The following is a 24,618-nucleotide window of genomic DNA, read 5'->3' on the forward strand; positions in this document are numbered from 1 at the left end:
GAGACCATAATCGATCTCTTCTTAAGCATAATCTTCGGTTATTGCTAATGGTGCAAGAGTTTGAAGACTTTTTGAACGTAAACGATAAGCAACGATTTTCTTCTTATATTGCTTGATTACATCAACATGTTCCTCATGGCTATATAGAGAAAATCTAATCTCTTTATTCCCTTTCTTCGTATCAATAACAAGTGGTGTTCCTTCTCCATGTGGCGGGAAATAATGTTTATCTAAAAATAAAGCTTCATTAAATTCATGAATAACTTGTCGTTTCATTTCTCCCTCTATATTCTTTCCATCTATCGATATAGAGGTATTCTCTTCCTCAAGTTTTTGATGCAATTCAAATCTACTAATAATTGATTCTACAACAGAAGTTGGCATACTAGAAACTAGCACTTTAACAGCGCCAAAAATAAATAAAGTAACTATAAACCATGTTGTCATTTTCTCATCTCCATTACATTTTAAAATATAAATTTCGTTCCATACGGTATGAATATACTAATGAGTATTCCCGTTACAATCATCGTTACCGAACCGATTGTCGCTTCTTTTTCGCCTTCCTTCACGAGACGGCTCACACCGATAATATGTGATGCGCAGCCCATCCCCACTCCTTTTCCAATCGTACTTGTTATTCGGAAAAACTTAAGTACTGTTGGTCCGATAATAGCACCTGTTATCCCTGCAACAACTACAAAACTAGAAGTCATAGATGGAATACCGCCAATTTGATCCGCTAATGAAATAGCAATAGGCATCGTCGCTAATTGCGGCAGTGTTGTTAATATGAGTTCCTTATCTATATTTAACATCCCGCCAATCACTACATTCATACTCGTTAAAACCACTATACCTACCGCTACACCGATAAGTATCGACAAAAAGTTTTTCATAAGTATGTTTCGCTCTTTAAATAAAGGTATCGCTAACGCTACAATTGCAGGACTTAATAAGCCGGAAAGAATATCTCCCCCATTTTCCCTATATTCATGATGAGAAATATCAAAAATTAAAAATAAGCAAATCATACTCGCTGTAACTGTTAACACCGGTAACGTAAATGGAAACGGAATTTTTTTATATAACTTTGTCGCCAATACATACATTACTACAGTAATAATAATTAAGACCATTTGCATCGTGCACCTTGTCGATTTTATTTTTTTGATGTTACTAATAATTGACTTATATATCCTGAAACAATTAAAGTTACTACCGTACTTGCAACTACTAACAGGAATATAATACTCCCCTTACCGAAAAGAAAAGACCCGAATTCCATCAGCCCTGTTGTCGAAGGAATTAGAAATAACGGTAAAAATACGAGTAACTTTTCCGCACCTTCCTCAAACCACTTTAATGGTAAAATACGAGTAGAAAGGAGCAGAAACAGCATTAACATCCCAATTAAACTTCCTGGCATTGATAAATGGAATACTTCCTGAATCCACGTACCAACTAAGCTAAATACATATAGCACGCCTACTTGCAGTAAAAGCGCCACGTACTTCATTTCTTTCCCTCATTTCAATATTACGCATCACTATTATGAGATCTCATTTAACGTTTCCGCAAACCTCGTAATTCCCAGTTGAATTTGTTCGACATCTACTCTCCCAAAAGTAAAACGAATATATTCATTTTTAGTACCTAAAACACTTCCCGGGACAAACGCTACACCATTTCGTATAGATTCGCCTAATAAATGATATTCATCAAATGTTCCTTGCACTTTGCACCATAAATGTATTCCACCCTCTGGAACAAAAAATTCAACCTGGTCCCCTAATATTTCTTCAAGCTTTCTAATTAACACATCTCTTCTGTCTTTCAATTGCTCACGAAGCATTGTAATATGTGCATGAAAATCTTCTGATTCTAAAAATTGATTTGCCACCCACTGCGTAAATACACTATGGCCAAAATCAACTTGCTGTTTTGCATCCGCTAAACGTTCTATTACACGCGTAGGGCCAATTACCCAGCCAATACGTAATCCTGATGCAACAATTTTTGATAATGAACTTATATAAAGAACATTCCCGTTTTGATCCATTGACTTTAATGTAGGATTCACTTCTCCATTAAATGAAGTTAAACTATACGGATCATCTTCTACAATCGGTATACCAAATTCAGAAGACAGCTCTAAAACCTTTTTACGCCTTGCTAATGACAACACAGTTCCCGTTGGATTTTGATAATCTGGATTCAAAAATACCATGCGAATACGATGCTTTTTATGCAAATCAATTAAGTCATCTGGATTCATTCCATGCTGATCAACAGGTAGATGGAATATTTTTAAGCCAGCAGATTTAAACATCGGCAATGAAAAACAATACGACGGATCTTCAATTGCAATCGCGTCTCCTGGTTTTAATAAGCATTGCACGATAAGGTTAAGTGCCTGTTGTGCGCCAGATGTAATAAGGATAGAATTCGAATCTGCTTCAATTTGTTTATATTGCTGAACATGTGCTGCAATTGTTTTTCTCAACATTTCATTTCCAAGCGGATGGTCATAACCGAGGTTTTCCATAAATGTTTTCTCCGACAAAATCGTTCGGAATCTATCGCTCGGAATCAATTCTGGTGACAATTCACCACTCGCTAAATTAATTAAGTCGTCTTTTTGTGTTTCCGTTCTAATTTGTTGAACGAGTGGTACGTTAGGTAAGAACGATCCATCCTCCACGTACCTACCCCAGTTCGGTATTCGTTTATGTGAGACACCCCATATATCTGTATTGACCCTTGTTCCGCTTCCCTTTTGCCGTTCTACTACTCCAAGTGATTTTAATTCTTCATACGCAGCTACTATTGTACTCCGGTTCACCTGTAATTCTTTCGCTAACGTACGCTCAGAAGGTAACTTGCTGTCAGAAGGAAACTCACCTGAAGAAATACCCCTTTCCATATAATCCGCTATTTGTTTATATACAGGCGTCTTATCTGCACGATTTGGTTTCCATTCCACCTTGTTGCCCCCTCTCAAAACGAACTATCCTTGATTCCCTAATAACAGTATTAACTTTAATAATAGTATTAATTAATTACATGATTTAAAAATCTTTCTACCGTCATATTAAAGCTAGTCGGCTGTTCTAAATAAGGTAAGTGTCCACTATTTTTAAACTCAATAAAAGTTGTATTTTTCAAACGTCTTTCAAACTCTCTTACATATTTCTCGGGAACGAAATCATCATTTTCCCCTCTTATAATTAAAGTAGGACATGAAATATTTGAAAGAAACAGTCTTTGATCATAATCTACTAATTCAGCAAATAATCTTTGAATATGCACCGAATTAATAGACTGTAAAGATTGATAAAATCCCCTAACAATTACTTCATTATCTGCTACTCCCATCGCCTTCAATAATGTATCCGCCCATGTTTTTCCATTATCGTGTAAGCTAAGTAAATCATATACTTCAATTCGTTCTTTTCGATCTTCAGGCTCCAAATAGGGAAATGCATTTACAACAATTAAACTAGAAACAAAGCCTGGATATTGAATAGCAAAATCGATACCGACTCTAGCTCCTTTTGAAAGACCACACATAACTACTTTTTGTATCTTTAAATAACTGCATAACTCATACAATACATTTGCATATTCTTTAAAAAGAATTTCCAGCCCTTCCGATTTCCCATGCCCCGGTAAATCAAGAGAAATCACCGTCCAATTCTCTTTGAAATATTGCCTTTGATATAACCAATTGTTTGCGTTCCCACCAAGACCGTGTAATAACAATATAACAGGGCCCGATCCTTCTATATTGTAAGAAATTTTCCGATTCTTATATTCAAAATACATATTCATCACCTTCAGCTATAACGTCACTTACTCTTATCTTTGAATGAATATATCCAAAATGGTTCCTTTTCTAACCACTCTACTGTTTCCGGTACACCTTCTTCATACTCTCTTTTTAGTTCCGTTACTTTCGTCGCAAATTGTGATGCATGTGCTTGCAATGCCTCTAATTTTTTGGGAACATATTCTTTCACTTCGTTTTTAAAATGCGGAGGACCTATTTCCGCTTCATGATTCTTCGAAAAAGCTACCGCATAAAATGTTGGCCTTTTATATTCCGGAATATTAGCTAACGCCTCTGCTACCGCTTCTCCTGTTGCATCATGATCTGGATGAACCGCATATCCCGGATAAAAAGAAATAACTAGCGAAGGATTCACTTCTTCTACACATTTTTGTAATACACGTCTTAACTCTCCGGGAGTTTCAAATTCAAGAGTTTTATCACGATATCCCATCATACGTAAATCTTTAATCCCTAAAATATTTGTAGCCCTCTTTAGTTCCGTCTCTCTTATAACATTTAATGATTCACGTGTTGCAAAAGGAGGATTCCCCATCGTTCTCCCCATTTCACCTAACGTTAAGCAAACATAAGTAAGAGGAACATTTCGCTGCGCATAAGCTAAAATTGTACCTGCCACGCAATATGACTCATCATCTGGATGCGGAAAAACAATTAAAACGTGGCGTTCATTTTTTATCAAAATCATACTCCTCCATCATATACAATATTAACTTTTTTCTTTCAAAACTATTAAATCACTACCGCATACCACGTTACCCCAACAAGTAGTACGAAAAGAAGAAGAATATAAATAGTTGATAAGTTTTTCACATTTCTCTTTGTAGACTTGCCGTAATTCTCCTCCACATTTCGTGCAACTAACACGGTCCCAAACAGGGATCCAATTACAATAATAACCACTAGTGAAATTGCAAAAATCATTGTATTTTCACCTCTCTAAAGACAATCTATTTTAATAAAGAACTTCCTCTTTAAAACTTTAATAACATACTACCTTTCTTCTCTTATCATAATAGATGTTTACAAAAAACGGACCAACCACTTTTGTGTTTTTTTGCTCATCCACTTTAAAAAATAAAAAGCAACTGATCACTTTGGACTCAGTTGCTTTTCACACGATAAATTATTTTCTATTTTTATTTGAAATTAATTCGATTTAAAAGTTTAGTCTTTTCATAATGAAACATCGATTGAGATAACTCGAAAATTGTCCCGTTTACAAGACATACTGTATTTTCAATAAGAAGCGCCGGATCACCTTCATTTAATTCTAACAGCTGCGCGTTTTCTTTATTTACTTTTTCACAACTAATAAATTTATCGGCAAAGCCAATATTTAATCGTAAATCTTCAATGAAATAACTGTATACAGAGCTTAATGCTATTTCTTTATTCAAATATGGAATAATATCCTTTTTGAAATAACTTACTTCAATAGAGAATGGTTTACCATCTACAATTCTTAAACGCTTCAAAAAATATATCCTAGTTCCAGCTTCGCATTGCATCCGCTTTGCTATATCTTCGTCCGCATCTATTACTTCAAGCTCTAACACTTTCGTTTCAATATTTTGCGAAACGAGATTTTTCGTTAATCCACGTAAACTTCCTAAATTAATGTAATCTGTTACAGAAGTTTCACGTAAAAACATACCACTACCTTGCACTTGAAAAATATAACCTCTATTTACAAGCTGACTAATTACTTTACGTATCGTATTACGGCTTACTTCAAACCGATTCATCAAAGCTTCTTCTGTAGGTAGTTTTTTCGTTTCATTAAAAAGCCCATCTCTAATGTTTTGCTCTAACACATCTGCAATTTGTTTATACTTTGCACTCATACACTTTCTCCTAAAATACTCTTTTATCTGTTATAACTCTTCTCCTCTCGTTTCGATCACATGTTTATACCAATGAAACGAAAGTTTTTTCTTACGTTTTAAGTTATCATTATGATCGACAAAAATAAAGCCATATTGCTTTTTATACCCATTTAACCAACTTAATAAATCAATCACTGACCATGCATAATAACCTTTTAAATTGATTCCCTCTTCAATTGCACGCTTTATTACTTTTAAATGCTCTTCAATAAATTTAATTCTCGGAACATCTACAACTTCTCCTTCAATGATTGGATCTTCATCACCAAGTCCATTTTCCGTTACATACATCTTTATGTCACCGTAACGCTCTTTCAACATATGCAATCCATCTAAGAAACCTTCGGGAGATATTTCCCATCCCCATTTTGTATATGTTTTATCATCCATTTTTACTGTGCGATAAAAACCATCAAAAGAAGGATTACCTGGAGCAAGTGTTGAGTTTTCTCGAGAATGCTCATCGCTCTTTATATCCATATCGTATCTTTCTACTCGTATTGGTTGATAATAATTCAAGCCAATAAAATCATTCTTTTCGGCATTTTGTTTAATGATTTCTAATTCTTCAACCGTCCAATTAGGAGTCCACCCTTTTTCCTTTAATTGTTGAACAACATAAGGTGGATACTCACCTTTTAAAACTGGATCATAATACCAATACGTTTCATATTCATTCGCATGATTTGCTGCTAGTATATTTTCTTTTTCATCATCCACACTATAAGCAGGTAAGAAAACATGTGTAATCCCAATCTCCCCATATTGTTTCAGCTGCTTGTACACCGCAACTGTTTTCGCATGTGCATAAAATACATAATGAGTCGCTTGAAAATACTTTGGAACATCATTTTTTATCCCTGGTGGATGTGCACCTTTTAAATAGCCTAATCCACAAAACATTACTGTTTCATTAAAAGTAATCCAATGTTTCACTCTATCACCAAATGCTTTAAAGCAAATTTCGGCATACTTTACAAAAGCATCTGCTGTTCGTTTATTCGTCCACCCACCATCCTTTTCTAACGGTAATGGTAGATCCCAATGATATAAAGTGACAAACGGTACAATCCCGTACTTTAAACATTCATCAATTAAATTGTTATAAAATTTAATGCCTTTTTCATTTACCTCTCCATCTCCATTCGGCAATATTCTCGCCCAAGAAATCGAAAAACGATACGATTCCAATCCCATCTCAGCCATTAAACGAACATCTTCCTTATATCGATGATAATGATCAACCGCTACATCACCATTTGTTCCATTGTATGTTTTGCCAGGAATTTTTGAAAACTCATCCCAATTCGTAACACCTTTTCCATCCTCATTCCATGCACCTTCTACTTGATAAGAAGCTGAAGCAGCTCCGAATAAAAAATCATGTGGAAACTTCATAGTATATACCTCCATTTCATTAGAATAAATCAAATTCATTATTACATATAAAATTTGTAGGTACAAATTTAAATGATTATTATATAACAAATTTCTGTTTTTCACTATAATTAAACATAGCATTCACACCATTTACAAAAAAAGAACCTATAAAGGTCCTTTTTCAAATTGTGCAACGCAGCACTATATTGAGTATCTTAAAGTTTATACTACTGATAAATGTTAACAAACTTATTCTTCAATAATGAATTGTGAAATTAGCATTTCTAAATTTTCGACTTTCTTTTTCATTTCATTAGATTTCGTCGTTATTTCTTGAATCAATGTGGCTTGTGCTTGAATTGATTGTACCGTTCGATTCGTTTCTTGCGAGACTTGTGTTGCAGTTTCAGAGACTATTGATAAAGAGGCATTCACTTCTTCTGTCCCAGCAGACATTTCTTCTGTGGCAGCAGACACTTCTTGAATTTGGGACGTTATTCTATTAATATCTTGCATAATAGATGAAAATGCGAGTTCTGCCTTATATGCTGCTTCTTTACCACCACTAGCCTGTTGTTGACCTTTTTTCATTACATGAACTGTATCCTGTGTATCTTGATGTATAAAATGTAATAAATTATTTATATCATTTACAGACGTTTTAGATTTCTCAGCCAGACCTCTTACTTCAGCTGCAACTACTGCAAATCCTTTTCCATTTTCTCCGGCGCGTGCCGCCTCAATTGCAGCATTTAAGGCCAGTAAATTCGTTTGTTCTGCAATATTAGTAATAATATCTAGCGCTTCTTCAATTTGTTGTGTACGTGTAACAAGTCTATCAATGACCTTAGAAGTTTCTTCGACAACTTCATTCACACTATTCATTTGACGAATAGATTGTTTTATAACTTCACTACCAGAATTTGCTTGGTCTATTGTTGCAACAGCAACTTCAGCAACCATCGCTGAAGATTCAGCTACTGTTTGAACTCCAGTTGCAATTTCTTCCATCGCAGTTGAACTTTCTTGAATACTAGTCACCTGTCCCTCTATTTCTTTATTTATTTCAGAAGTAGTTCGAACAACCTCGTTTGATATATGTGCTGCCGTTTTTGTCTCTTGTAACATATTTTCAGTTGAAATAATCACTTCTTTTGCTGTAACCTTCACCTGACCGACTAATTGTTGCAAGTTATCTAACATACTATTAAAGGATTGTACAATATGGCCTAATTCGTTCTCGGATTTATAAGAAGTTCGAATTGTTAAATCTCCAGCAGATACTCGTTCCATATCTTTTTGTAATAATACAATTGGTTTTTTTATAGTATTTTTTATTATAAAACCAATAAAAATAATTATTATGATTCCAACACATGAAATAATTACAAATGTTATTATTGTATTTTTCACACTATTGATATTCTCTTTTTGTAGTTGTTCAGCCGCGGTATTATTATATAAAATAAGTTCACGGATAGACTGAATTGTTTTTCCCATATTAGGCTCAATTTCTTTTAAATAATAGCTATAAGCTTCTTCATTATTAGTCAGTCCCAAATCCTGTGCTTTCTTCATTTGTATTCTTAAATCTTTGAATTGACTTTGAAATGCATTATACAAGCCCTTTTCTTTATGAGAACTAATTCTAGTTTCAAATTGTTTTAATAACTCATCATTTTCTTTCCTAGTCTTATCCATTTCTGTTATTAGTTCTTTCATTCTTTTTTCATCTTTCGATATCATAATCTCCATAAAATTCATATTAACATGGTAAAAATTTGATTCTACAGTTCCTATCCATTCAATTGGTAATAGCCTTTCGTCATACATACTAGAAGATGTATTTTCACCTTTTTGAAGCCCTAAAAACCCTAGAGAAGATAACATGATACAAGCCAAACTCGATATAATGACTAACACATTTAATTTCGTTCCAATTTTACTATTTTTAATAAAAGACAACAATTCCACCTCATCTGTATATTATACTTATATGTTTTATATTACAATAATATTCGACATTTATCGACATTTTTTGTGTCGATTTTATAACTGCATTAAATTATTATATTAACTATATAAACCTATTCAAAGAACTTTGATTCTCATAATATCCAATACTAAAAAGTCTTATGGGAATTCCACAAGACTTTTAATAGCGTTACATTGTTTCTATGAAATTATGGTGAAAATTAAAGTGACTTATTAGTTCTTATAACTTCTTGATAGAGAATCGGTGACCACTTATCACTAACATAATCTTGGATCACCCAACCAACTCTTTTTGGATTCTCTTGTTTAATATATGCCGCAATTTCGGGATTTATATAAGAGGCATAATAATATGGGCTATTCCATGCTGTACCACCAGAAGACAAGCTTGTAAAATTAACATATAGATGATTTAAATCCTCACTATTGTTCATCGTTTCCTTGATCGTATCTTTAATAGATTTTACTTTCACATCATAACTCACTTTATATTTATCTTGTACTGTTACATTTACATTTTGATTTACAGTTGTCGTAAACGTCTCATTATCTGGCCAATAAAAATTATTATATCCTCCAGATTCATTACTACCACTATATCTTTTTAGTAGTACAATTTTCCCTCGAGCATCTCCAAGTTTTATATTTCCTTCTGTTTTTAAAAAGATAGGATCAACAAAATAATTTTTTTCAAACGTATTACTAAATGAACCTTCTGCCCCTTTCATATCCTCATACTCTTTTTTTAAAGACATAATAATTGTTTCACTTGGGTTATCTTTTAAAAATTGTTTCGCTTCGTTTATGAATTCATGCAGTGTTACATAAAGATATAATGGCCCATGATGAAGAACTATCGTATTATCATCTGTTAAACGGCCTCTTATATCAAAAATGCGAGCTCCATGATCCATTTGATAACGAAAATCATACTCTTGCGTCATTCCCCATACTTGCTTTATTGGATTTTGTAATTTAAACGTACCACTATCATGTGTTCCTGGAATTGAAATTCGTGCTAACGGGATGTTATCAGGTATAGGTTGCATCCATTTTGACCAATTTTCAAGTTCAATAACAGAGCTAGCTGCAACGACTTGCTTATCGTGTAAAGCAAATACAGATGTGATAAATATCATACTACATATGAATAATTTCAAAATAAACTTCTTATTGCTCATTATTATTCCTCCCTTTTCTGTTTTATATCAAACTTATTGAATATAATATAATCTGGTGAGTAAAAAATAAATAACATTTCATCAATATGAAATATTGCATAGAAGTAAAGTTAAAAAATCATTCACATATACTGAATTAGAAAAATTTAAAGGAACTTCATCTGAAGTTCCTTTCGTTTATTTTATATTCAATATATATGAACCATCTTTATTCTCATACTTATAAACATATAAATAATATTTACCTGGCTTTGCATTATAAGTTCCTTTAACTACATTCCCTTCATTTTCACCATATGCTACATAGTTGTTTAAATCTGATTCATGATGAAGTACCCATGTCATTCCAATGTTTTGTTCATTTAGTAGAGAAATATTAATATTTTCTGGTGAGTCAATTTGGAAAGTAAATACATCTACCTTATCACGATTATGTAGTGTTCCTTTTATTGGTGTATGAAAGTTAACTTTATTTGCCTGTCTACGTTCATTATTTGGTTCATTTTCTGTTACTTGTAACTCATTCCCACCGTTCAGTTCTCTTCGTTCATACCCTAAATCTACTAGTATAGACTTCAAATCTGGTAAAACACCAATTTTATCTGAAGATGGATCTTTAGATTTCGTTCCAGTGTTACGGTTACTTAATATCGTTCTTAATTCACTTGGTCTATACGGTTGTCCTAAATTTTCTTTAGCAATACTTTGTACTAAAGTCGCTGCTCCTGCGATAATGGGTGAAGCACTAGATGTTCCACTAAAGCTTGAAGTATAAAGATTTACAGCACTTCGACTTTGCTCGGCTGTAGTTGTATCTACATTTTCTCCCCACCCGTACACATCAATCCGACTTCCATAATTTGAAAACCACATACGCTCATGAGGGAAAGATGAAGAGCCCGCTCCTACCATAATTGCACCTGAATCTTTAAAATCTTTACTATTACGATTTAAGACTTGTTTACCATTTCTATCTTTAAATTGATCTAAATCATTCCATCCATTTGCTCCAGCTTCTATAATGACAACACCTTTATCTGTACCAGCACGAATCGCATCAAAGATATCTGGTTGTATTTCAACAGGTAAATATTTATCACCATATCCATCAAAGGAAGCTTGTGCCTCTAATAATAAAACATCCCCAGCTTCTAACTGATTTACAGCACTTAATATTGCATCAGCTGTATTATACTGCCCGTTATCTCTTATTTGAGAAATCACTTTCGCTTTCGCTTTTGGCGCAATCCCAATATTCCCCACTGCATTATCTTCAGAGGATACAATTCCTAGTACTGACGTTCCATGTCCAACATGCTGATCTATATTTCTTCCAGACATTAATTTAATATTTTGATGTACTAAATCCTCATGATTTAATAGCCATCCATATTCCATATCAACAAAAGTTATACCATTTCCATTACCGCCTTGAACTCCCCAGGCGAAGGGCGCATTAATACCGTATGGTGCCGCATCAAGGTAACCTTGTTTTTTATATCTAGGATTGTTATTAGGATTAAAAGATACACTTAATGGTTGTACTTCCGGTGGCGTTATTTTTTCTTGTTTCTTCACATACACATCTTCTATTAAAGAAGATGTCTTTAACTTATCTACTAGTTCTTCTTCCTGCTCACCATTTTGAGTTTGAAGAATATAGTAGTTTAATAAACTTGTAGATATATTATTGGGTGCTTTCACTTCAAGGTTTTGTATTTGTTCCGGGCTTACAGATGTGAATAAACGATTAAATGTTACATCTGGATATTCTGCAAAAAAATCTTCTAGTACTTTATCGTTCGTTTGAGATTGTATTTGTTTTTCAATACCATCTTCATATGGCAATTTCAAATCCGCTCTGAATTTTACAATGATTTGCTTATCTGTTTCTTGTTCTATCCCTAATTTACTCTGCTGTTCTACAGAATCAGCCTTTACACTATTGACCGTGTCCCCTTCCCCTATTCCTAAAAATATTGAAATAATTACAGCTGAAACAGATATTCTTTTAAATATATTCATTACATCACTCCTCCTATTAATAATATGTAATCATTATATTAATCTATAATGATTTTAATTATATAACATATTCCCTTTCTACTAAATAGATTATAGTAATCAGCAATATGAACTTCAATGTATTTTCATATGCAATATTTCATATTCGGACTCTACACTACATAAATAAGAAACTTATGATGATTATTTATTTTATACGTGCTAATATACTTATATCAAAATATTATGTATAGACATTCTGAACTATATTACTTAACAATTTCACCTTATTTTTGCTAGGAGGATTTACAATGAAATTATTAAAAATAAAACATATAATCCCTATATCTGCAGCTGCAATTACATTCGTATGTCATCAAAGTACAGCTGAAGCATCTACCATTCATACAGTAAAAAAGAATGATACACTTTGGGGCATTAGTAAACAATATGGGGTTTCAATACAATCCATTAAACAGGCTAACAATAAAGGAAACGATCAAACCTTTATTGGTGAGCAGTTAAATATTCCAGGGTCCATGAATTCAAATGAAATCACCGTTCGTCAAAATGCCAAACCCAAACCTGCGAACATTTCTAGACAAATTATTTATCAAGTACAACAGGGAGATTCATTAGAAACGATAGCAAAGCGTTACAACGTTACCGTTCAATCTATAAAACAAATTAACAATACAGCCGGAAACAAGCTTTATACAGGACAACATTTAAAAATTAACTCAAGCATTTCAGAAAAAGAAAAAGACTTAATGGCACGCTTAGTTACCGCTGAAGCAGGTGGCGAATCTTATAAAGGTAAAGTAGCTGTAGCAAAAGTTATACTAAATCGTGTAAATGCAAAAGGTTTTCCAAATACAATAACAGGCGTTATTTATGAACCTATTAAATACGGATATGCCTTTACTCCCGTTACAGATGGAAGAATTAACCAGCATGCAAGCCCAGAAGCAAAGATGGCAGTAGAAGAAGCTATCTCCACAAATGGCATACATTCTGATTGGCTTTATTTTTACAATCCAAAAACATCAACAGACAAATGGATTACGACACGTCAAACAGTAGCAGTAATTGGTAACCACGTCTTCGCTAAATAACATATAAAAAACAGACCTTCTCACTTAAAAGGTCTGTTTTTTTATATGTAAGAATTTATTTATCATATGACATAGTGATCTTTGAAAACTATTTCTTCTTTTAAATAAAGACATTTATATTTACTTCATCACTCCGAAAAATTAAAGAAGCATCGAGTTCAAAAACTCCCTTTTTATTAATAAAAGCTATTTCTTAACTTCATAAAATTGTTATACACTAGAAAAATAAAAACAAACTATTCGTTAGCAGGTGAAAAAATATGTATGATGTTACAATTATCGGTGCTGGAGTAAGTAGCATTTTTATGGCTTATTCACTGACTAAAAGTAACAAAAAGGTTTTAATTCTTGATAAAGGTAAAACGCTAGAAGATCGCCATTGTCCTTTAGACGAAGGAAAAGTGTGTACTTGTACTACATGTGATAAATATTTCGGATTTGGTGGTTTAGGAAAATCTGAAGGGAAATTTAATTATACAAACGGATTTGGCGGAGAACTTGAGCAAAAAGTCGGTAAAGAAAGCTTTATTCAACTCATGGCTGAAGTAGATGAAATTCTATGTCAGTTCGGAGGAAGTTCTGTTTCAAAATACTCTACAGAAAATCCAAATCTCAATAAGAGAGCTGAAACGTGTGGTTTACAAATGCTAACAACAGAAGTAAGACATCTTGGTACTACCCTTTCAAGTGACATTTTTCAGCAGCTCTATGAATTTTTACTTACGAAAATAAATATTCAATTTCATATAGATGTACAACATATTATGAAACAGAAAGATCATTTTACAATAGAGACAAATGAAGGAATAGTTCAATCTAAGCAACTAGTGTTTGCAACTGGGCGTTCCGGAGCGGATTGGTTAAAAGAAATGTGCACTTCTCTAAATATTTCTCAGGAACAAACTCGTGTAGATTTAGGTATTAGAGTAGAGATGAATGAACACCAATTACGTTCTATATTAAAAGATACATTTGAGACAAAACTTTCTTATGAGCATGAACAATTCACAGCAACTACGTACTGTATGAATCCGAAAGGACGCATCATTAGAAAGTACGAAGAAGGTTTAGTTATGCCTGACGGTCAAAATTTTCGAGAGGAAGGAACTGGCACACCTAACTTAAATTTCACTTTATTTATCCCACGCTATTTTTCAACTCTCAAAGAAGCAAATGTATACGCAAGTTCAATTATTAAAAGCATTAACCAAGGACGAGATCGAATTGTTATACAGCGCTTAGAGGACTTACTAAATAAACAACCTACAACAGAGAAAGGCATGAAACATAACCGTATACAGCCTACACTACAAGGAGATTATGGCGATTTGCATACAGAAATTCCTCCATTATATATTGAAGGGCTTAAAGAATTTTTATTACGTTTAGAACAATTCATCCAAGAACCGATCGATAAAGATACTTTATTATATGGAATTGACGGAAAATTCTATGCTCCTACGATAAAAATCAATAACCATTTTGAAACAAGTGTGCATGGACTATTTTTAGTTGGAGATTGTTCAGGCGTCACTCATTCATTATCTCAAGCTGCTGCAAGTGGGTTGTATGTTGGAAAATATTTATCTCATATTTAATTTCTTTCATGAAGATAGCAATCAAATATTTTAACTTCCATAACGCTTTATTTATGTACCTTGTCCTTCCCCCGCTAATGATTATCCCACCAAAAATCGGGATTTTACGAGATACATATTTAACATAACTATGTATGGTAAAACTATCGACATTCAATTCTAACAAATTGAATGTCAACAGTTTTAAAAGCCTCTATTCATTTCCACTTTCATTTGTTCGATATTTTGTAACATCATCATAGTGTTTAATATGTTAGGATGTCTATAAGTATTTTTTACTACAACTATGACTATTTCTGTTCTATTTCCAAAAATAGATTTGCGCTTTAAAATTCCCTATTGTACGTATATGAATACTTCATATTGTTACCTTTAGAAACCATTAAATGGTTCATTACACTCTAATAGTTATGAAAATATAATATATAACACAAGTTAAATAAATCGTATAAAGAAGGTGTAAAAATGAAAAATAAAATTAATTTACAAATGCAAAATATAAGCTTTGTTTTAATAATTGCGTTAGTAGTATGGTTAAAAACATATCTTATTACAAGATTCAGTTTTGATTTAAAAATTGAGTCTTCTACACAAGAGCTTATTTTGTTTATTAGCCCTCTCGCTGCATCATTAGCTTTTGTCGGATTAGCATTATTTGCAACCGGTGAAAAGCGAAATTATATAGCTCTATGTATTAATCTCTTATTAACAATCGTACTTGTTGGGAATGTAATGTTCTATGATTTTTATAGTGATTTCGTTACGTTACCAGTACTTGGACAAACATCAAACTTTGGCCAAGTAGGCGGCAGTATTATAGAAATATTGAACTACAAAATTATTCTCGCATTCGTAGACATTATTTTCTTCTTTATTTTGTTAAAGAAGAAGGCACTAGTCTTCCAAACCGGACGTGTAACTCATCCGGCACGCTTCGTATATTTTCTCTTAACGATTGGTGTATTTTTTGCGAATCTACACCTTGCAGAAAAAGAGCGCCCTGAACTATTAACGAGATCATTCGACCGAGTCATGCTTGTTAAAAATTTAGGACTATACACTCATCAAATATATGATTTAACACTGCAAGTAAAAGCAGGATCACAAAAAGCACTTGCTGATAGTAGTAAATTACAAGAAACTGAAAACTACGTAAAGGCAAACCAAAGTGAGCCAAACCCTAACATGTTTGGTGCAGCGAAAGGAAAAAACGTAATTGTTGTCACTCTTGAATCCCTGCAAACCTTTTTAATAGGCGCATCAGTTAACGGTCAAGAAGTTACACCATTCTTGAATGAATTCATCAATGAAAGCTATTACTTCGATAACTTTTTCCACCAAACTGGGCAAGGAAAAACGTCCGATTCTGAATTTCTAATCGATACGTCGCTGTATCCATTAAATCGAGGAGCTGTATTTTTCACGCACGGTAACAATGATTATACTGCGACTCCAGAGATTTTACGTCAGCAAGGTTATTTCACTTCTGTATTCCATGCGAATAACGCAACATTTTGGAATCGTAACATTATGTACTCTGCTCTCGGTTATGATCGTTACTATAATGAACTTGATTACAAAATTACGCCCGAAACAAATTTAAATTGGGGATTAAAAGATATCGAATACTTTGATCAATCAGTAGATATATTAAAAACTGTTGACCAACCATTTTACGCTCGTTTCCTTACTTTAACGAACCATTATCCATTTACTTATGATGAAGATACAAAATTCATTGAACCATACAACTCTGGTAATGGTGTATTTGATCGTTATATCGTAACAGCACGTTACTTAGACGAATCAATTAAAAAATTTATTGAGCGTTTAAAAGCCGAGGGAATGTATGATGATTCTATTATTGTGTTGTATGGTGATCATTATGGTATTTCTGAAAAACACAATCGTGCAATGGCACAGTTTTTAGAAAAAGATCAAATAACAGAATTTGATACTTTAAATTTACAACGCACACCTTTATATATTCATATGCCTGGCCAAACAGAAGGTCAAACGATTTCAAAACCTACGGGACAAATCGATATAAAACCTACTATTCTAAACTTACTTGGGATTGATACTACGAACGATATTCGTTTTGGTCATGATATGTTTTCAGATGAATATACCGGTTTTGTTGTTTTACGTGATGGTAGCTTTATTACAAACAAGTATGCATACACAAACAACACTTTCTATGACCGCATAACAGGTGAAATTGTAGATTTACCAAAAAAAGAAGCACGAGCACTCATTAACCGTGCACAAAATGAATTACGAATGTCTGACAAAATTATTGAAGGCGATTTATTACGTTTCTCAGAAAGTAATAAAATTAAAACTGGCGAAGTACAAACTAAAATTAAAGAGACTGAAAAATAATCTAAATATGAAAGGGAGCAACTGTAATAAGTTGCTCCCTTTTACTATCGTATAACATATGATGCAATGTCATATAAAAACCTCGTATATTTTACTTTTATTCTACGCTTGTTTCTAAAGTTACATCTGTATAGGTATGATCATCACCTATATTTAAAATTACTTCACATTGACGTAATCTCAATTCAAAGAGCATGATAGAATCATGATAAACTTCAGGTTGTGATTTCATCTTATGTAACATCTCTTGTTTTTCTTGTATTTCTAAATGAGTATTTTCTACAGCTTGTTTCAAGGAGTTAAATGGATTCCTAAAGAATATGTTAATATCCCGCTCTTGCGTGTTTTCAAATAGCTCAAATTGCAAGAAAAATTTCTTCATAATAGAAGCCGTTACCTCAGTATAATCTTCATTTTCTACATACTGTTTGTATTTGTTATATAGCATACCTTTGTTTTTAGGAAGAACTCCAAATAATTTACCGGCACTTTTCAGTAAAAATTGTGCTGGCGTAAAGCGACGTAAAATATTTACTTCATCCATTTGTATTCTAGTCGTCATTCTGTCAGTATCTCTGCGCCAGTCATCAAGCACTTTAAAATCACATTCTAACTGTATTCGATTTTCTCCAAATAAAGAATTAAGTCCTTCACTAAGTTCTTCTAAGTACGATTGACTTTGAAGGAGCTCATTATTAGAAATCGCAATCCAATTTTTCATAGAAAGAGCAAAATTAGGTAATACAGTTTGTTCTAAATATTTATGTACTCTTTCATTCATCGCTTTATTTAGTTCCGTATCAATGTGCCCGAAATCGCTTTCTTCACTAATTAAATCTGAACAACTCTGTAATATCTTCGGAATATTTTCAGTAAGTTCATTCGTAATTTCCGTTTTCATTGTACGATATGACTGTGTAATGAAATGAATTTTTTCCTTCTCAAAAGTAGTAAGATTATTACTGCTACCATTTAGTTTCACTAGCATATCTTCATTCCAATGAATAGAATCCACTAAATTGTTTTCTTTCTCAACGCGTTTATCCAATAGATATGTAATTGTTTTTCGAATGAAAAACAATAGCTTTTCCGTACGTTCTGCATCGACATTTTTATGATTAAAGTTAAAATGAATAAACTCAGTTAAATCATTTAATTGTTGACTACTTGTATATAACGAAGAGTAAGGGAAAATTCTCGCATGCGGGAAATATGTGTTTATTCTCGCTTGCGTATCATGTAATACTCTTTTCACTTCTGCATCACTGTAAATGTTATCGATTTTATTTAATAAGAAATGAATTTGTAAATTTGGTGTATGTTCTTGAATGCTTAATAGAATATCACGTTCTTTGTCAGTAAAAGGTGAATCCGCATTCAATACGAATAGTAATTCGTCTACAGAATTTAAATATTCGAATACCTCATCTCTAGTATCGTTATTCCTATTAAATCCAGGTGTAACTACAAATGTAAGTTTATTTTCACTTAAAAATCTGCATGGTAATTTAAATTCAACACATGCTCTATCTCTATATGTTTGATGGTGCTGAGACATCATATTATGGTAATCCGAGACATCTTCAGTTGTTGTAATTGCTAAGTCTGTTATGGCGTTAATTTCTGTATGCGCATCATTTTTTAAAACTACTACATTTGAAATTGATTTTTCTAATATATTTTCTCCTATTATAGAGTTAATAAATGTAGTTTTTCCGTTTCCTGAAGTTCCCGTTACTAAAATGCGATTTGTACTTAAATCTGCGAGCTCGCCAACTAACCATCTAAATCGGTGACCCATTTCTATATTATGTTTTTGTGCCCACTCTGTAATAGATTCAAAAAGATGCAAACTATACTCTAAGCCATCCACATGATTAATAGAATATAACAACAGGTTTTCAGCATGTTTTATATTTGCTGAATCTATTTCGGAAGGGAAAATCTCATCCCATGCCAATACAGCTGCAGATGGAAATACAGCATAAGATGGATTAACAACCTTTAACCAATTTGTTAACAAGTTTGGAATGATATCGTGCAATTGTTTAAGGATATATTGACCTTGAATTAATTCAAAGTACGTTCCTTCGTAAAGAGAAGAAATTTTGTCCCATATATCGGACGAATGTATTTCAATATGTAAGAAAAATTCATTTATTGTGTTAAGCCATGATAAGTAATTTTGTTCGTTTTTATAACTATTCCAAAGTGATGAAACCATTTGCGTAAATTGTACTTGATCTACATTATTTAACGTAACTAATACTTCATAAAAATAATCTGGTGAAATATGTTTAGTAAATCTTTTATCGATATATCCTTTTAAAACCTCAAACCACGGATAAGATTCTGTTCGAATTAACTCATTCACAGCAAGCTCTACTGCACTATCAAAATCTTGCTGCTCCTCATAAAAGGAACGGGCAATTTTTGTGACATTTGGATAATCTGGATTTAAAGAAACTGCTTCTTTAATAACAGCGAAAGCAGAGTCAAAATTATTTTGCTCTATGTAAAGAGAAAGTAATTGTAATCTAATCTCCGTCATCAATATTATATTATCAGTAGTAATGGACGTATAAACATTTTCAGCAACTGGTAATTGATTAAGCTCGAAATAAGCATCGGCAATATTTTTTTGTGCCCATGGTGCTAATTCATTACTAACTTTTTTCCATTTAAAAATAGCCGCTTCAAAATCTTGATGGCGATAATAAAATTCACCTTGTGCAAAACGAATGTAAGATCCATCAGAAATCTCATTTCTTTCTTCGTTTACATAAGCTTCTCCAAGTACATCAATAGGTGGTTTTGTTTCATTCTCCATTAGGAATGTTTCATAATACATCTTTTTTATTAATTGTTTTTCTACTCTCATCTTTTCCCCCACTATATCTTGAAAATACATTTTTAAGATATGTCAATACTTTTTGTATGTATGCTTTTTATCTTAACAAAGAATATCTTTTGGGAAATTTCATTTTCCTTTCATTTTTCAAGTTAGATTGAATTTTTATGAGAAAAGTTTCAGTTTTTTTTCAATTTCCTTTCAGTTATGAAACAGCATTAAATGTTCCTAATAACCTAATAACACTATAATCTCCCGCATTATATTATCAGGAAAAGTCTATATAAACCCATATTATAAAAACAATTTATAACGAATATATATGCATTATTCCCTTCCCTAATAAATAAAAGAAGCATTATCATATATTTCTCACATTGTTTTCCTTTGAAATATTTCAGTAGTTACGTAATTTAATTCCATTAACCTCTATAAATAACTAGTCCCAAAAAAATCTATATGCATATCATGTTATAGTAAAGAATTCAGGAAATCCTAAAAGGAGGCATTTTCATGTTTGAAGATAAATCTAAAATAAACTACCCATATGAATTTACTGAAACTACAACAATCCCGCTAAAAAACCCCATCAATAAAACTTTCAAAAACGGCTCTGGTACACATACTTTCCCAATTAAAAAACACTATAAAGAACAGGTGTTATATACGGAAAAAATTAATAATAATAAAAACAAATAACCTTATAGGCCCTTATAGCACTAAATATATAAGAATCTATATTAGACCTTGCATAGTTATAGGTAATAAATAAATTTTTCTTATACAACTCATGTACTTTTAAAAAGTGCTGATATACAGCGCTTTTTTATACATAGATAATAAAAGAACAAAAAAGGGTATGGATAGTTTCCATACCCTTTTTGTTCTTTACTATTTATAAATAAAGTACGCCCATATTTATTTTACCTAGTAGCACTTTAATGGCCCCTCTAGAAAAAATAAAAACTAGTTTAATTAAAAATAAATTTCTTAGCCAATGCTCCTACCAGCATAAATTTAATCGTTGGCGTAATTGAAGAAAGGAGTAAATTTATGATAAATCACAAAGTTAAAGAAGCACCCAACAATTATATTGGCCATTATTGCTCTATTATATATATTTAAAAATTTACTAAAAGTTGTTTCAAAGCTACTTAGTTTTCATAAAATATTTTTTGTTTCCGTTGGAACGGATAAGCTTTAATCTCATCTGTATCTAAATTTTCATGAAATAAATGAATGGCTATAATTTGTCTACAATCGTAGGTATGATAATAATATGTTCCGGACTCCATACACATTACGCTTGTATATATGGTATTATCTAATGCACCTTCTTCTGTTATTACTCCGCCTTTAGGAACCTCGCAATTTGATAAAATATGAAATAGGGCCGATACTCCCTCTTCTTCACTATCTATACCTTGAATGTTTTGTTTGCCATATGCTGCTCGCACAAACCTTGATGGCGGGGTGAAATCCCCTGGAAGTCCCATTGAACCTGAGCCCTGACCAAAAGCACTTAATGGTAAGTTACTCCACTCAGTTGGCGCGAATGGCTGCGATTTAAGGCCAATATATTGTCTTAAATTTTGCAAATGCCAATTAAACTCCGGACTATTCGTCATCACTCCTAGTGGGTTATCATACATTTTTAACCCTTCATTTGTCGGCTCCAGTACAATGCAATCTCCCCATTTATCCGCTAAAATCCAATGTAGCGGTGGCGTAAGTCCTAAATCCGGTAATGGTATATCCAAAAAGGTAAGGCTATCTACAGATTTCTTTAACTCTTTGACAGAATTGAATTGTGTCAGACTCCAAGTCACAAAATCAAATGGAGCCAAATTTGTATTGTTGTCATCTATGCTTTGACTATAAGTAGCGAATCCTGGAAAATAGAGTGTTGCACATGTCATACCTGCTTCATTTACTCCGTCCGCCATAATGATCCTTCCTTGATGATTAATACCCATTCCAACCGTAGCATGTTTCGTATTAATAATTTCACCAGTTATATTATTCCACTGGTAATGTCGAGGAATAATTATTACTTCTTGATTCATATCTAATGTGAAGTCCATCGTTCTTGCAAAAAGGTGCTGACCGTTTTTTGTCTGTAATGTCAAACTCGTACACATAAAGAACACCCCATTTTATGGTTTTATCTACACTTTACATAATTCCGATAAGTCTGTAAATTAAAAACTCTTCCCTTACAAAAAATGAGAAAGCACATATAAAGTACAAATAGGTTGAGCTTATCTGGTTATCTCTAGTTTATAAATGTTTTTTAAAAATATAGTTGGAAAAGAATTATATTAAAAAGGAGCGACTTATTACTATCGCTCCTTTTTATTTCACTCTATATTTTATTAAAATAACAAGAAACCATTTTTTCTCTATGAACAGTATCCCTACATAACCCTCTTAAACATCTTCTCCAACTCATAAGTAGAATGATGCACAAGAATCGGTCTTCCGTGCGGGCATGTGTATGGGTTTGTTGTTGTACGTAGTTCTTCCAGTAAAGCAAATATTTGATCGTTCGTTAAATATTGATTTGCTTTAATGGATGCTTTACAGCTCATCATGATGGCTGCTTCTTCACGTAACTTTTTAATATCCACTTTTTTTAGTTTGACAACTTGTTCCATCATTTCGTCGATAATTTCTGTTTCTTGACCTTTTGGGAACCACGTTGGATGCGAGCGGACGATAAAGGATTGATGGCCGAATTGCTCCAAGAATAGTCCAACTTTTTTCAGTTCTTCTAGTTGCTCTTCGACACGTAAAAATTCAGTAAGAGATAGGTCAATACGGTATGGTACAAGTAGTTCTTGTACTTCTTGCGCTACCCTTCCTACCTTATCCCGGAAGTATTCATAATTAATACGTTCCTGCGCGGCATGTTGGTCAATCATATATAAGCCTTTATCATTTTGAGCGAAAATATATGTTCCGTGCATTTGTCCAATTGGATAAAGCGGTGGTAAGTCATTACCGTTCATTTCAATCTCTTCTATTTCCTGAACTTCTTCTTCCAATTCCTCTAATTCAAAGTCTTCATCGTTACTGTTCCACGATTTCTCTTTTTGAATTGGTTCTTCCATTATCGGTTTAGTAGATGGCTGCCAACTTTGTTCTTCCCTTACGAGCGACTGTGGTGGTTGCCATTCTTGTTTCGGCGGTTGCCACAGTTGTGCTGGCTGTTTCACAGTCAGTTGTTCTTCTTGTTTTTCATCCATGCCAGTCGGTAAAACAATGTCTGGCATAGATGGCTCTTTCGGCTTCGCATGCTCAAACTGGAACTGTTCTTGCACACTTTCATCTTTTTCTTTTTTCTTCGTTGTTACACCTGCATCTGGAATGAGCTGTATTTTTTTGAATGCCGATTGCAATGTTTCTTCGATAAGCTTTAGTAATTCTTGTTCTTTACTAAAACGAACTTCTAATTTCGCTGGATGTACGTTAACGTCAACAAGCATTGGATCCATTTCAATCGATAAGAAGCCGATTGGATATCGTCCGACTGGCAGTAATGTATGGTATCCTTGCTGAATGGCTTTCATTAATACGAAATTTCGAACGTAACGACCATTTACGATCGTTGACATATAATTTCGAGATGCTCTCGTTACTTCTGGTAATGTGACATAGCCTTTAATTGTAAAATCTAAAGATTCAGCTTCAATTGGAACAAGCTTCTTCGCAACTTGAATGCTATAAATTGATGCAAGTACTTGTCTTACATCACCATTTCCTGATGTATGAAGCAATTTCTTTTCATTATGAAACAGCTTTAATGATACTTCTGGATGTGACATTGCAATACGATACACGATATCTGTAATATTCCCAAGCTCTGTATGAATGGTTTTCATATATTTAAGACGCGCTGGTGTATTAAAGAATAAGTTTTGTACTGTAATATCTGTTCCTTTTCGGCTCGCTGTTTTCTCCTGCTTTATAATGTCTCCACCTTTAATCATAAGGTGTGTACCAGGTGCATCACCTGTGCTAGTAATTAACTCTAATTCACTAACTGAAGCAATACTCGGCAACGCCTCACCACGGAAACCGAGTGTTCTAATACGAAACAGATCGTTTTCATCTTTAATTTTGCTCGTCGCATGTCGTTCAAAAGCGACAATACAATCTTCTTCTGCAATGCCGTCCCCATTATCAATGATGCGAATTTTTGATAAACCAGCTTCTTCTAAGTGGATTTCAATAGATGTACTATTCGCATCGATAGAATTTTCCACAAGTTCTTTTACGACTGAGGCAGGGCGCTCTACTACTTCCCCTGCCGCAATTAAGTTAGAGAGTTGGTCATCGAGTTTGCGAATTTTCCCCATCTACTT

19 protein-coding genes are annotated in these 24,618 nt (G+C 33.2%); 4 read left to right on the plus strand and 15 right to left on the minus strand.

What is annotated here, in order from left to right; all coding sequences use genetic code 11:
- Positions 1-21: 21 nt before the first annotated feature.
- The 12 genes from ACU8YW_RS18390 to ACU8YW_RS18445 form a co-directional block, all read right to left on the minus strand.
- Positions 22-447 carry a YfmQ family protein gene (locus ACU8YW_RS18390; protein ID WP_088064260.1) on the minus strand — a complete coding sequence of 142 codons (426 nt, stop codon included), beginning with the start codon at positions 445-447 and terminating at the stop codon, positions 22-24.
- A gap of 20 nt (positions 448-467) precedes the next feature.
- Complete coding sequence (locus ACU8YW_RS18395; RefSeq protein WP_060487517.1) at positions 468-1,139, minus strand: LrgB family protein; 672 nt, start codon at positions 1,137-1,139, stop codon at positions 468-470.
- Between the two features lie 23 nt (positions 1,140-1,162).
- Positions 1,163-1,519, minus strand: coding sequence for a CidA/LrgA family holin-like protein (locus ACU8YW_RS18400; RefSeq protein WP_060487518.1), 357 nt, complete (start codon positions 1,517-1,519; stop codon positions 1,163-1,165).
- A gap of 33 nt (positions 1,520-1,552) precedes the next feature.
- A complete protein-coding gene (gene pdxR, locus ACU8YW_RS18405) occupies positions 1,553-2,986 on the minus strand; it encodes a MocR-like pyridoxine biosynthesis transcription factor PdxR (protein WP_048545917.1) in 1,434 nt (477 codons plus the stop codon).
- 68 nt (positions 2,987-3,054) lie between these two features.
- Positions 3,055-3,828 carry an alpha/beta fold hydrolase gene (locus ACU8YW_RS18410; protein ID WP_088609500.1) on the minus strand — a complete coding sequence of 258 codons (774 nt, stop codon included), beginning with the start codon at positions 3,826-3,828 and terminating at the stop codon, positions 3,055-3,057.
- Positions 3,829-3,851: 23 nt separating this feature from the next.
- On the minus strand, positions 3,852-4,532 hold the full coding sequence (bshB2, locus tag ACU8YW_RS18415) for a bacillithiol biosynthesis deacetylase BshB2 (RefSeq protein WP_088609511.1): 681 nt from the start codon (positions 4,530-4,532) through the stop codon (positions 3,852-3,854).
- A gap of 53 nt (positions 4,533-4,585) precedes the next feature.
- On the minus strand, positions 4,586-4,777 hold the full coding sequence (locus ACU8YW_RS18420) for a hypothetical protein (RefSeq protein ID WP_000575326.1): 192 nt from the start codon (positions 4,775-4,777) through the stop codon (positions 4,586-4,588).
- A gap of 215 nt (positions 4,778-4,992) precedes the next feature.
- Positions 4,993-5,700 (minus strand): GntR family transcriptional regulator, encoded by a 708-nt coding sequence (locus ACU8YW_RS18425; RefSeq protein WP_088122945.1) that lies wholly within the window; start codon positions 5,698-5,700, stop codon positions 4,993-4,995.
- A 30-nt stretch (positions 5,701-5,730) separates the two neighbouring features.
- Positions 5,731-7,140, minus strand: a complete 1,410-nt coding sequence (locus ACU8YW_RS18430; RefSeq protein WP_088064263.1) for a GH1 family beta-glucosidase — start codon at positions 7,138-7,140, stop codon at positions 5,731-5,733.
- Positions 7,141-7,371: 231 nt separating this feature from the next.
- Positions 7,372-9,087, minus strand: a complete 1,716-nt coding sequence (locus ACU8YW_RS18435) for a methyl-accepting chemotaxis protein (protein ID WP_088064264.1) — start codon at positions 9,085-9,087, stop codon at positions 7,372-7,374.
- Between the two features lie 230 nt (positions 9,088-9,317).
- Positions 9,318-10,298: a phosphatidylinositol-specific phospholipase C gene (locus ACU8YW_RS18440; protein ID WP_088064265.1), complete on the minus strand. Its 981-nt coding sequence runs from the start codon at positions 10,296-10,298 to the stop codon at positions 9,318-9,320.
- 177 nt (positions 10,299-10,475) lie between these two features.
- The gene (locus tag ACU8YW_RS18445) at positions 10,476-12,323 is read right to left on the minus strand and encodes a S8 family peptidase (RefSeq protein WP_426933823.1); all 1,848 of its coding nucleotides are present in this window, start codon (positions 12,321-12,323) and stop codon (positions 10,476-10,478) included.
- A 290-nt stretch (positions 12,324-12,613) separates the two neighbouring features.
- Between ACU8YW_RS18445 and ACU8YW_RS18450 the strand changes: the two genes are divergently transcribed.
- The 3 genes from ACU8YW_RS18450 to ACU8YW_RS18460 all read left to right on the plus strand — a co-directional run bounded on the left by ACU8YW_RS18450 (position 12,614) and on the right by ACU8YW_RS18460 (position 17,400).
- Positions 12,614-13,417, plus strand: coding sequence for a cell wall hydrolase (locus ACU8YW_RS18450; RefSeq protein ID WP_426933824.1), 804 nt, complete (start codon positions 12,614-12,616; stop codon positions 13,415-13,417).
- 260 nt (positions 13,418-13,677) lie between these two features.
- Positions 13,678-15,015, plus strand: coding sequence for an NAD(P)/FAD-dependent oxidoreductase (locus ACU8YW_RS18455; protein ID WP_426933825.1), 1,338 nt, complete (start codon positions 13,678-13,680; stop codon positions 15,013-15,015).
- A gap of 465 nt (positions 15,016-15,480) precedes the next feature.
- Positions 15,481-17,400 carry an LTA synthase family protein gene (locus ACU8YW_RS18460; RefSeq protein WP_426933826.1) on the plus strand — a complete coding sequence of 640 codons (1,920 nt, stop codon included), beginning with the start codon at positions 15,481-15,483 and terminating at the stop codon, positions 17,398-17,400.
- Positions 17,401-17,497: 97 nt separating this feature from the next.
- Here the strand turns inward: ACU8YW_RS18460 and ACU8YW_RS18465 are convergent, their stop codons facing one another.
- Positions 17,498-20,281: a dynamin family protein gene (locus tag ACU8YW_RS18465; RefSeq protein WP_426933827.1), complete on the minus strand. Its 2,784-nt coding sequence runs from the start codon at positions 20,279-20,281 to the stop codon at positions 17,498-17,500.
- Positions 20,282-20,764: 483 nt separating this feature from the next.
- Between ACU8YW_RS18465 and ACU8YW_RS18470 the strand changes: the two genes are divergently transcribed.
- Positions 20,765-20,950 (plus strand): hypothetical protein, encoded by a 186-nt coding sequence (locus tag ACU8YW_RS18470; RefSeq protein ID WP_000461129.1) that lies wholly within the window; start codon positions 20,765-20,767, stop codon positions 20,948-20,950.
- Positions 20,951-21,405: 455 nt separating this feature from the next.
- Here the strand turns inward: ACU8YW_RS18470 and ACU8YW_RS18475 are convergent, their stop codons facing one another.
- Together ACU8YW_RS18475 and mutL are read right to left on the minus strand one after the other, a co-directional pair.
- A complete protein-coding gene (locus ACU8YW_RS18475; protein ID WP_097889682.1) occupies positions 21,406-22,392 on the minus strand; it encodes a choloylglycine hydrolase family protein in 987 nt (328 codons plus the stop codon).
- A gap of 276 nt (positions 22,393-22,668) precedes the next feature.
- The gene (mutL, locus tag ACU8YW_RS18480) at positions 22,669-24,612 is read right to left on the minus strand and encodes a DNA mismatch repair endonuclease MutL (protein ID WP_098133892.1); all 1,944 of its coding nucleotides are present in this window, start codon (positions 24,610-24,612) and stop codon (positions 22,669-22,671) included.
- Between the last annotated feature and the right edge of the window lie 6 nt (positions 24,613-24,618).

This window comes from Bacillus pretiosus (assembly GCF_052947655.1).

Bases quoted from the DNA above. Each gene is read 5' to 3' on its own strand.
- ACU8YW_RS18390 (WP_088064260.1), bottom strand. From the start codon at position 447: ATGACAACATGGTTTATAGTTACTTTATTTATTTTTGGCGCTGTTAAA.
- ACU8YW_RS18395 (WP_060487517.1), bottom strand. From the start codon at position 1,139: ATGGTCTTAATTATTATTACTGTAGTAATGTATGTATTGGCGACAAAG.
- ACU8YW_RS18400 (WP_060487518.1), bottom strand. From the start codon at position 1,519: ATGAAGTACGTGGCGCTTTTACTGCAAGTAGGCGTGCTATATGTATTT.
- ACU8YW_RS18410 (WP_088609500.1), bottom strand. From the start codon at position 3,828: ATGTATTTTGAATATAAGAATCGGAAAATTTCTTACAATATAGAAGGA.
- ACU8YW_RS18420 (WP_000575326.1), bottom strand. From the start codon at position 4,777: ATGATTTTTGCAATTTCACTAGTGGTTATTATTGTAATTGGATCCCTG.
- ACU8YW_RS18425 (WP_088122945.1), bottom strand. From the start codon at position 5,700: ATGAGTGCAAAGTATAAACAAATTGCAGATGTGTTAGAGCAAAACATT.
- ACU8YW_RS18430 (WP_088064263.1), bottom strand. From the start codon at position 7,140: ATGAAGTTTCCACATGATTTTTTATTCGGAGCTGCTTCAGCTTCTTAT.
- ACU8YW_RS18440 (WP_088064265.1), bottom strand. From the start codon at position 10,298: ATGAGCAATAAGAAGTTTATTTTGAAATTATTCATATGTAGTATGATA.
- ACU8YW_RS18445 (WP_426933823.1), bottom strand. From the start codon at position 12,323: ATGAATATATTTAAAAGAATATCTGTTTCAGCTGTAATTATTTCAATA.
- ACU8YW_RS18450 (WP_426933824.1), top strand. From the start codon at position 12,614: ATGAAATTATTAAAAATAAAACATATAATCCCTATATCTGCAGCTGCA.
- ACU8YW_RS18455 (WP_426933825.1), top strand. From the start codon at position 13,678: ATGTATGATGTTACAATTATCGGTGCTGGAGTAAGTAGCATTTTTATG.
- ACU8YW_RS18460 (WP_426933826.1), top strand. From the start codon at position 15,481: ATGAAAAATAAAATTAATTTACAAATGCAAAATATAAGCTTTGTTTTA.
- ACU8YW_RS18465 (WP_426933827.1), bottom strand. From the start codon at position 20,281: ATGAGAGTAGAAAAACAATTAATAAAAAAGATGTATTATGAAACATTC.
- ACU8YW_RS18470 (WP_000461129.1), top strand. From the start codon at position 20,765: ATGTTTGAAGATAAATCTAAAATAAACTACCCATATGAATTTACTGAA.
- ACU8YW_RS18475 (WP_097889682.1), bottom strand. From the start codon at position 22,392: ATGTGTACGAGTTTGACATTACAGACAAAAAACGGTCAGCACCTTTTT.
- mutL (WP_098133892.1), bottom strand. From the start codon at position 24,612: ATGGGGAAAATTCGCAAACTCGATGACCAACTCTCTAACTTAATTGCG.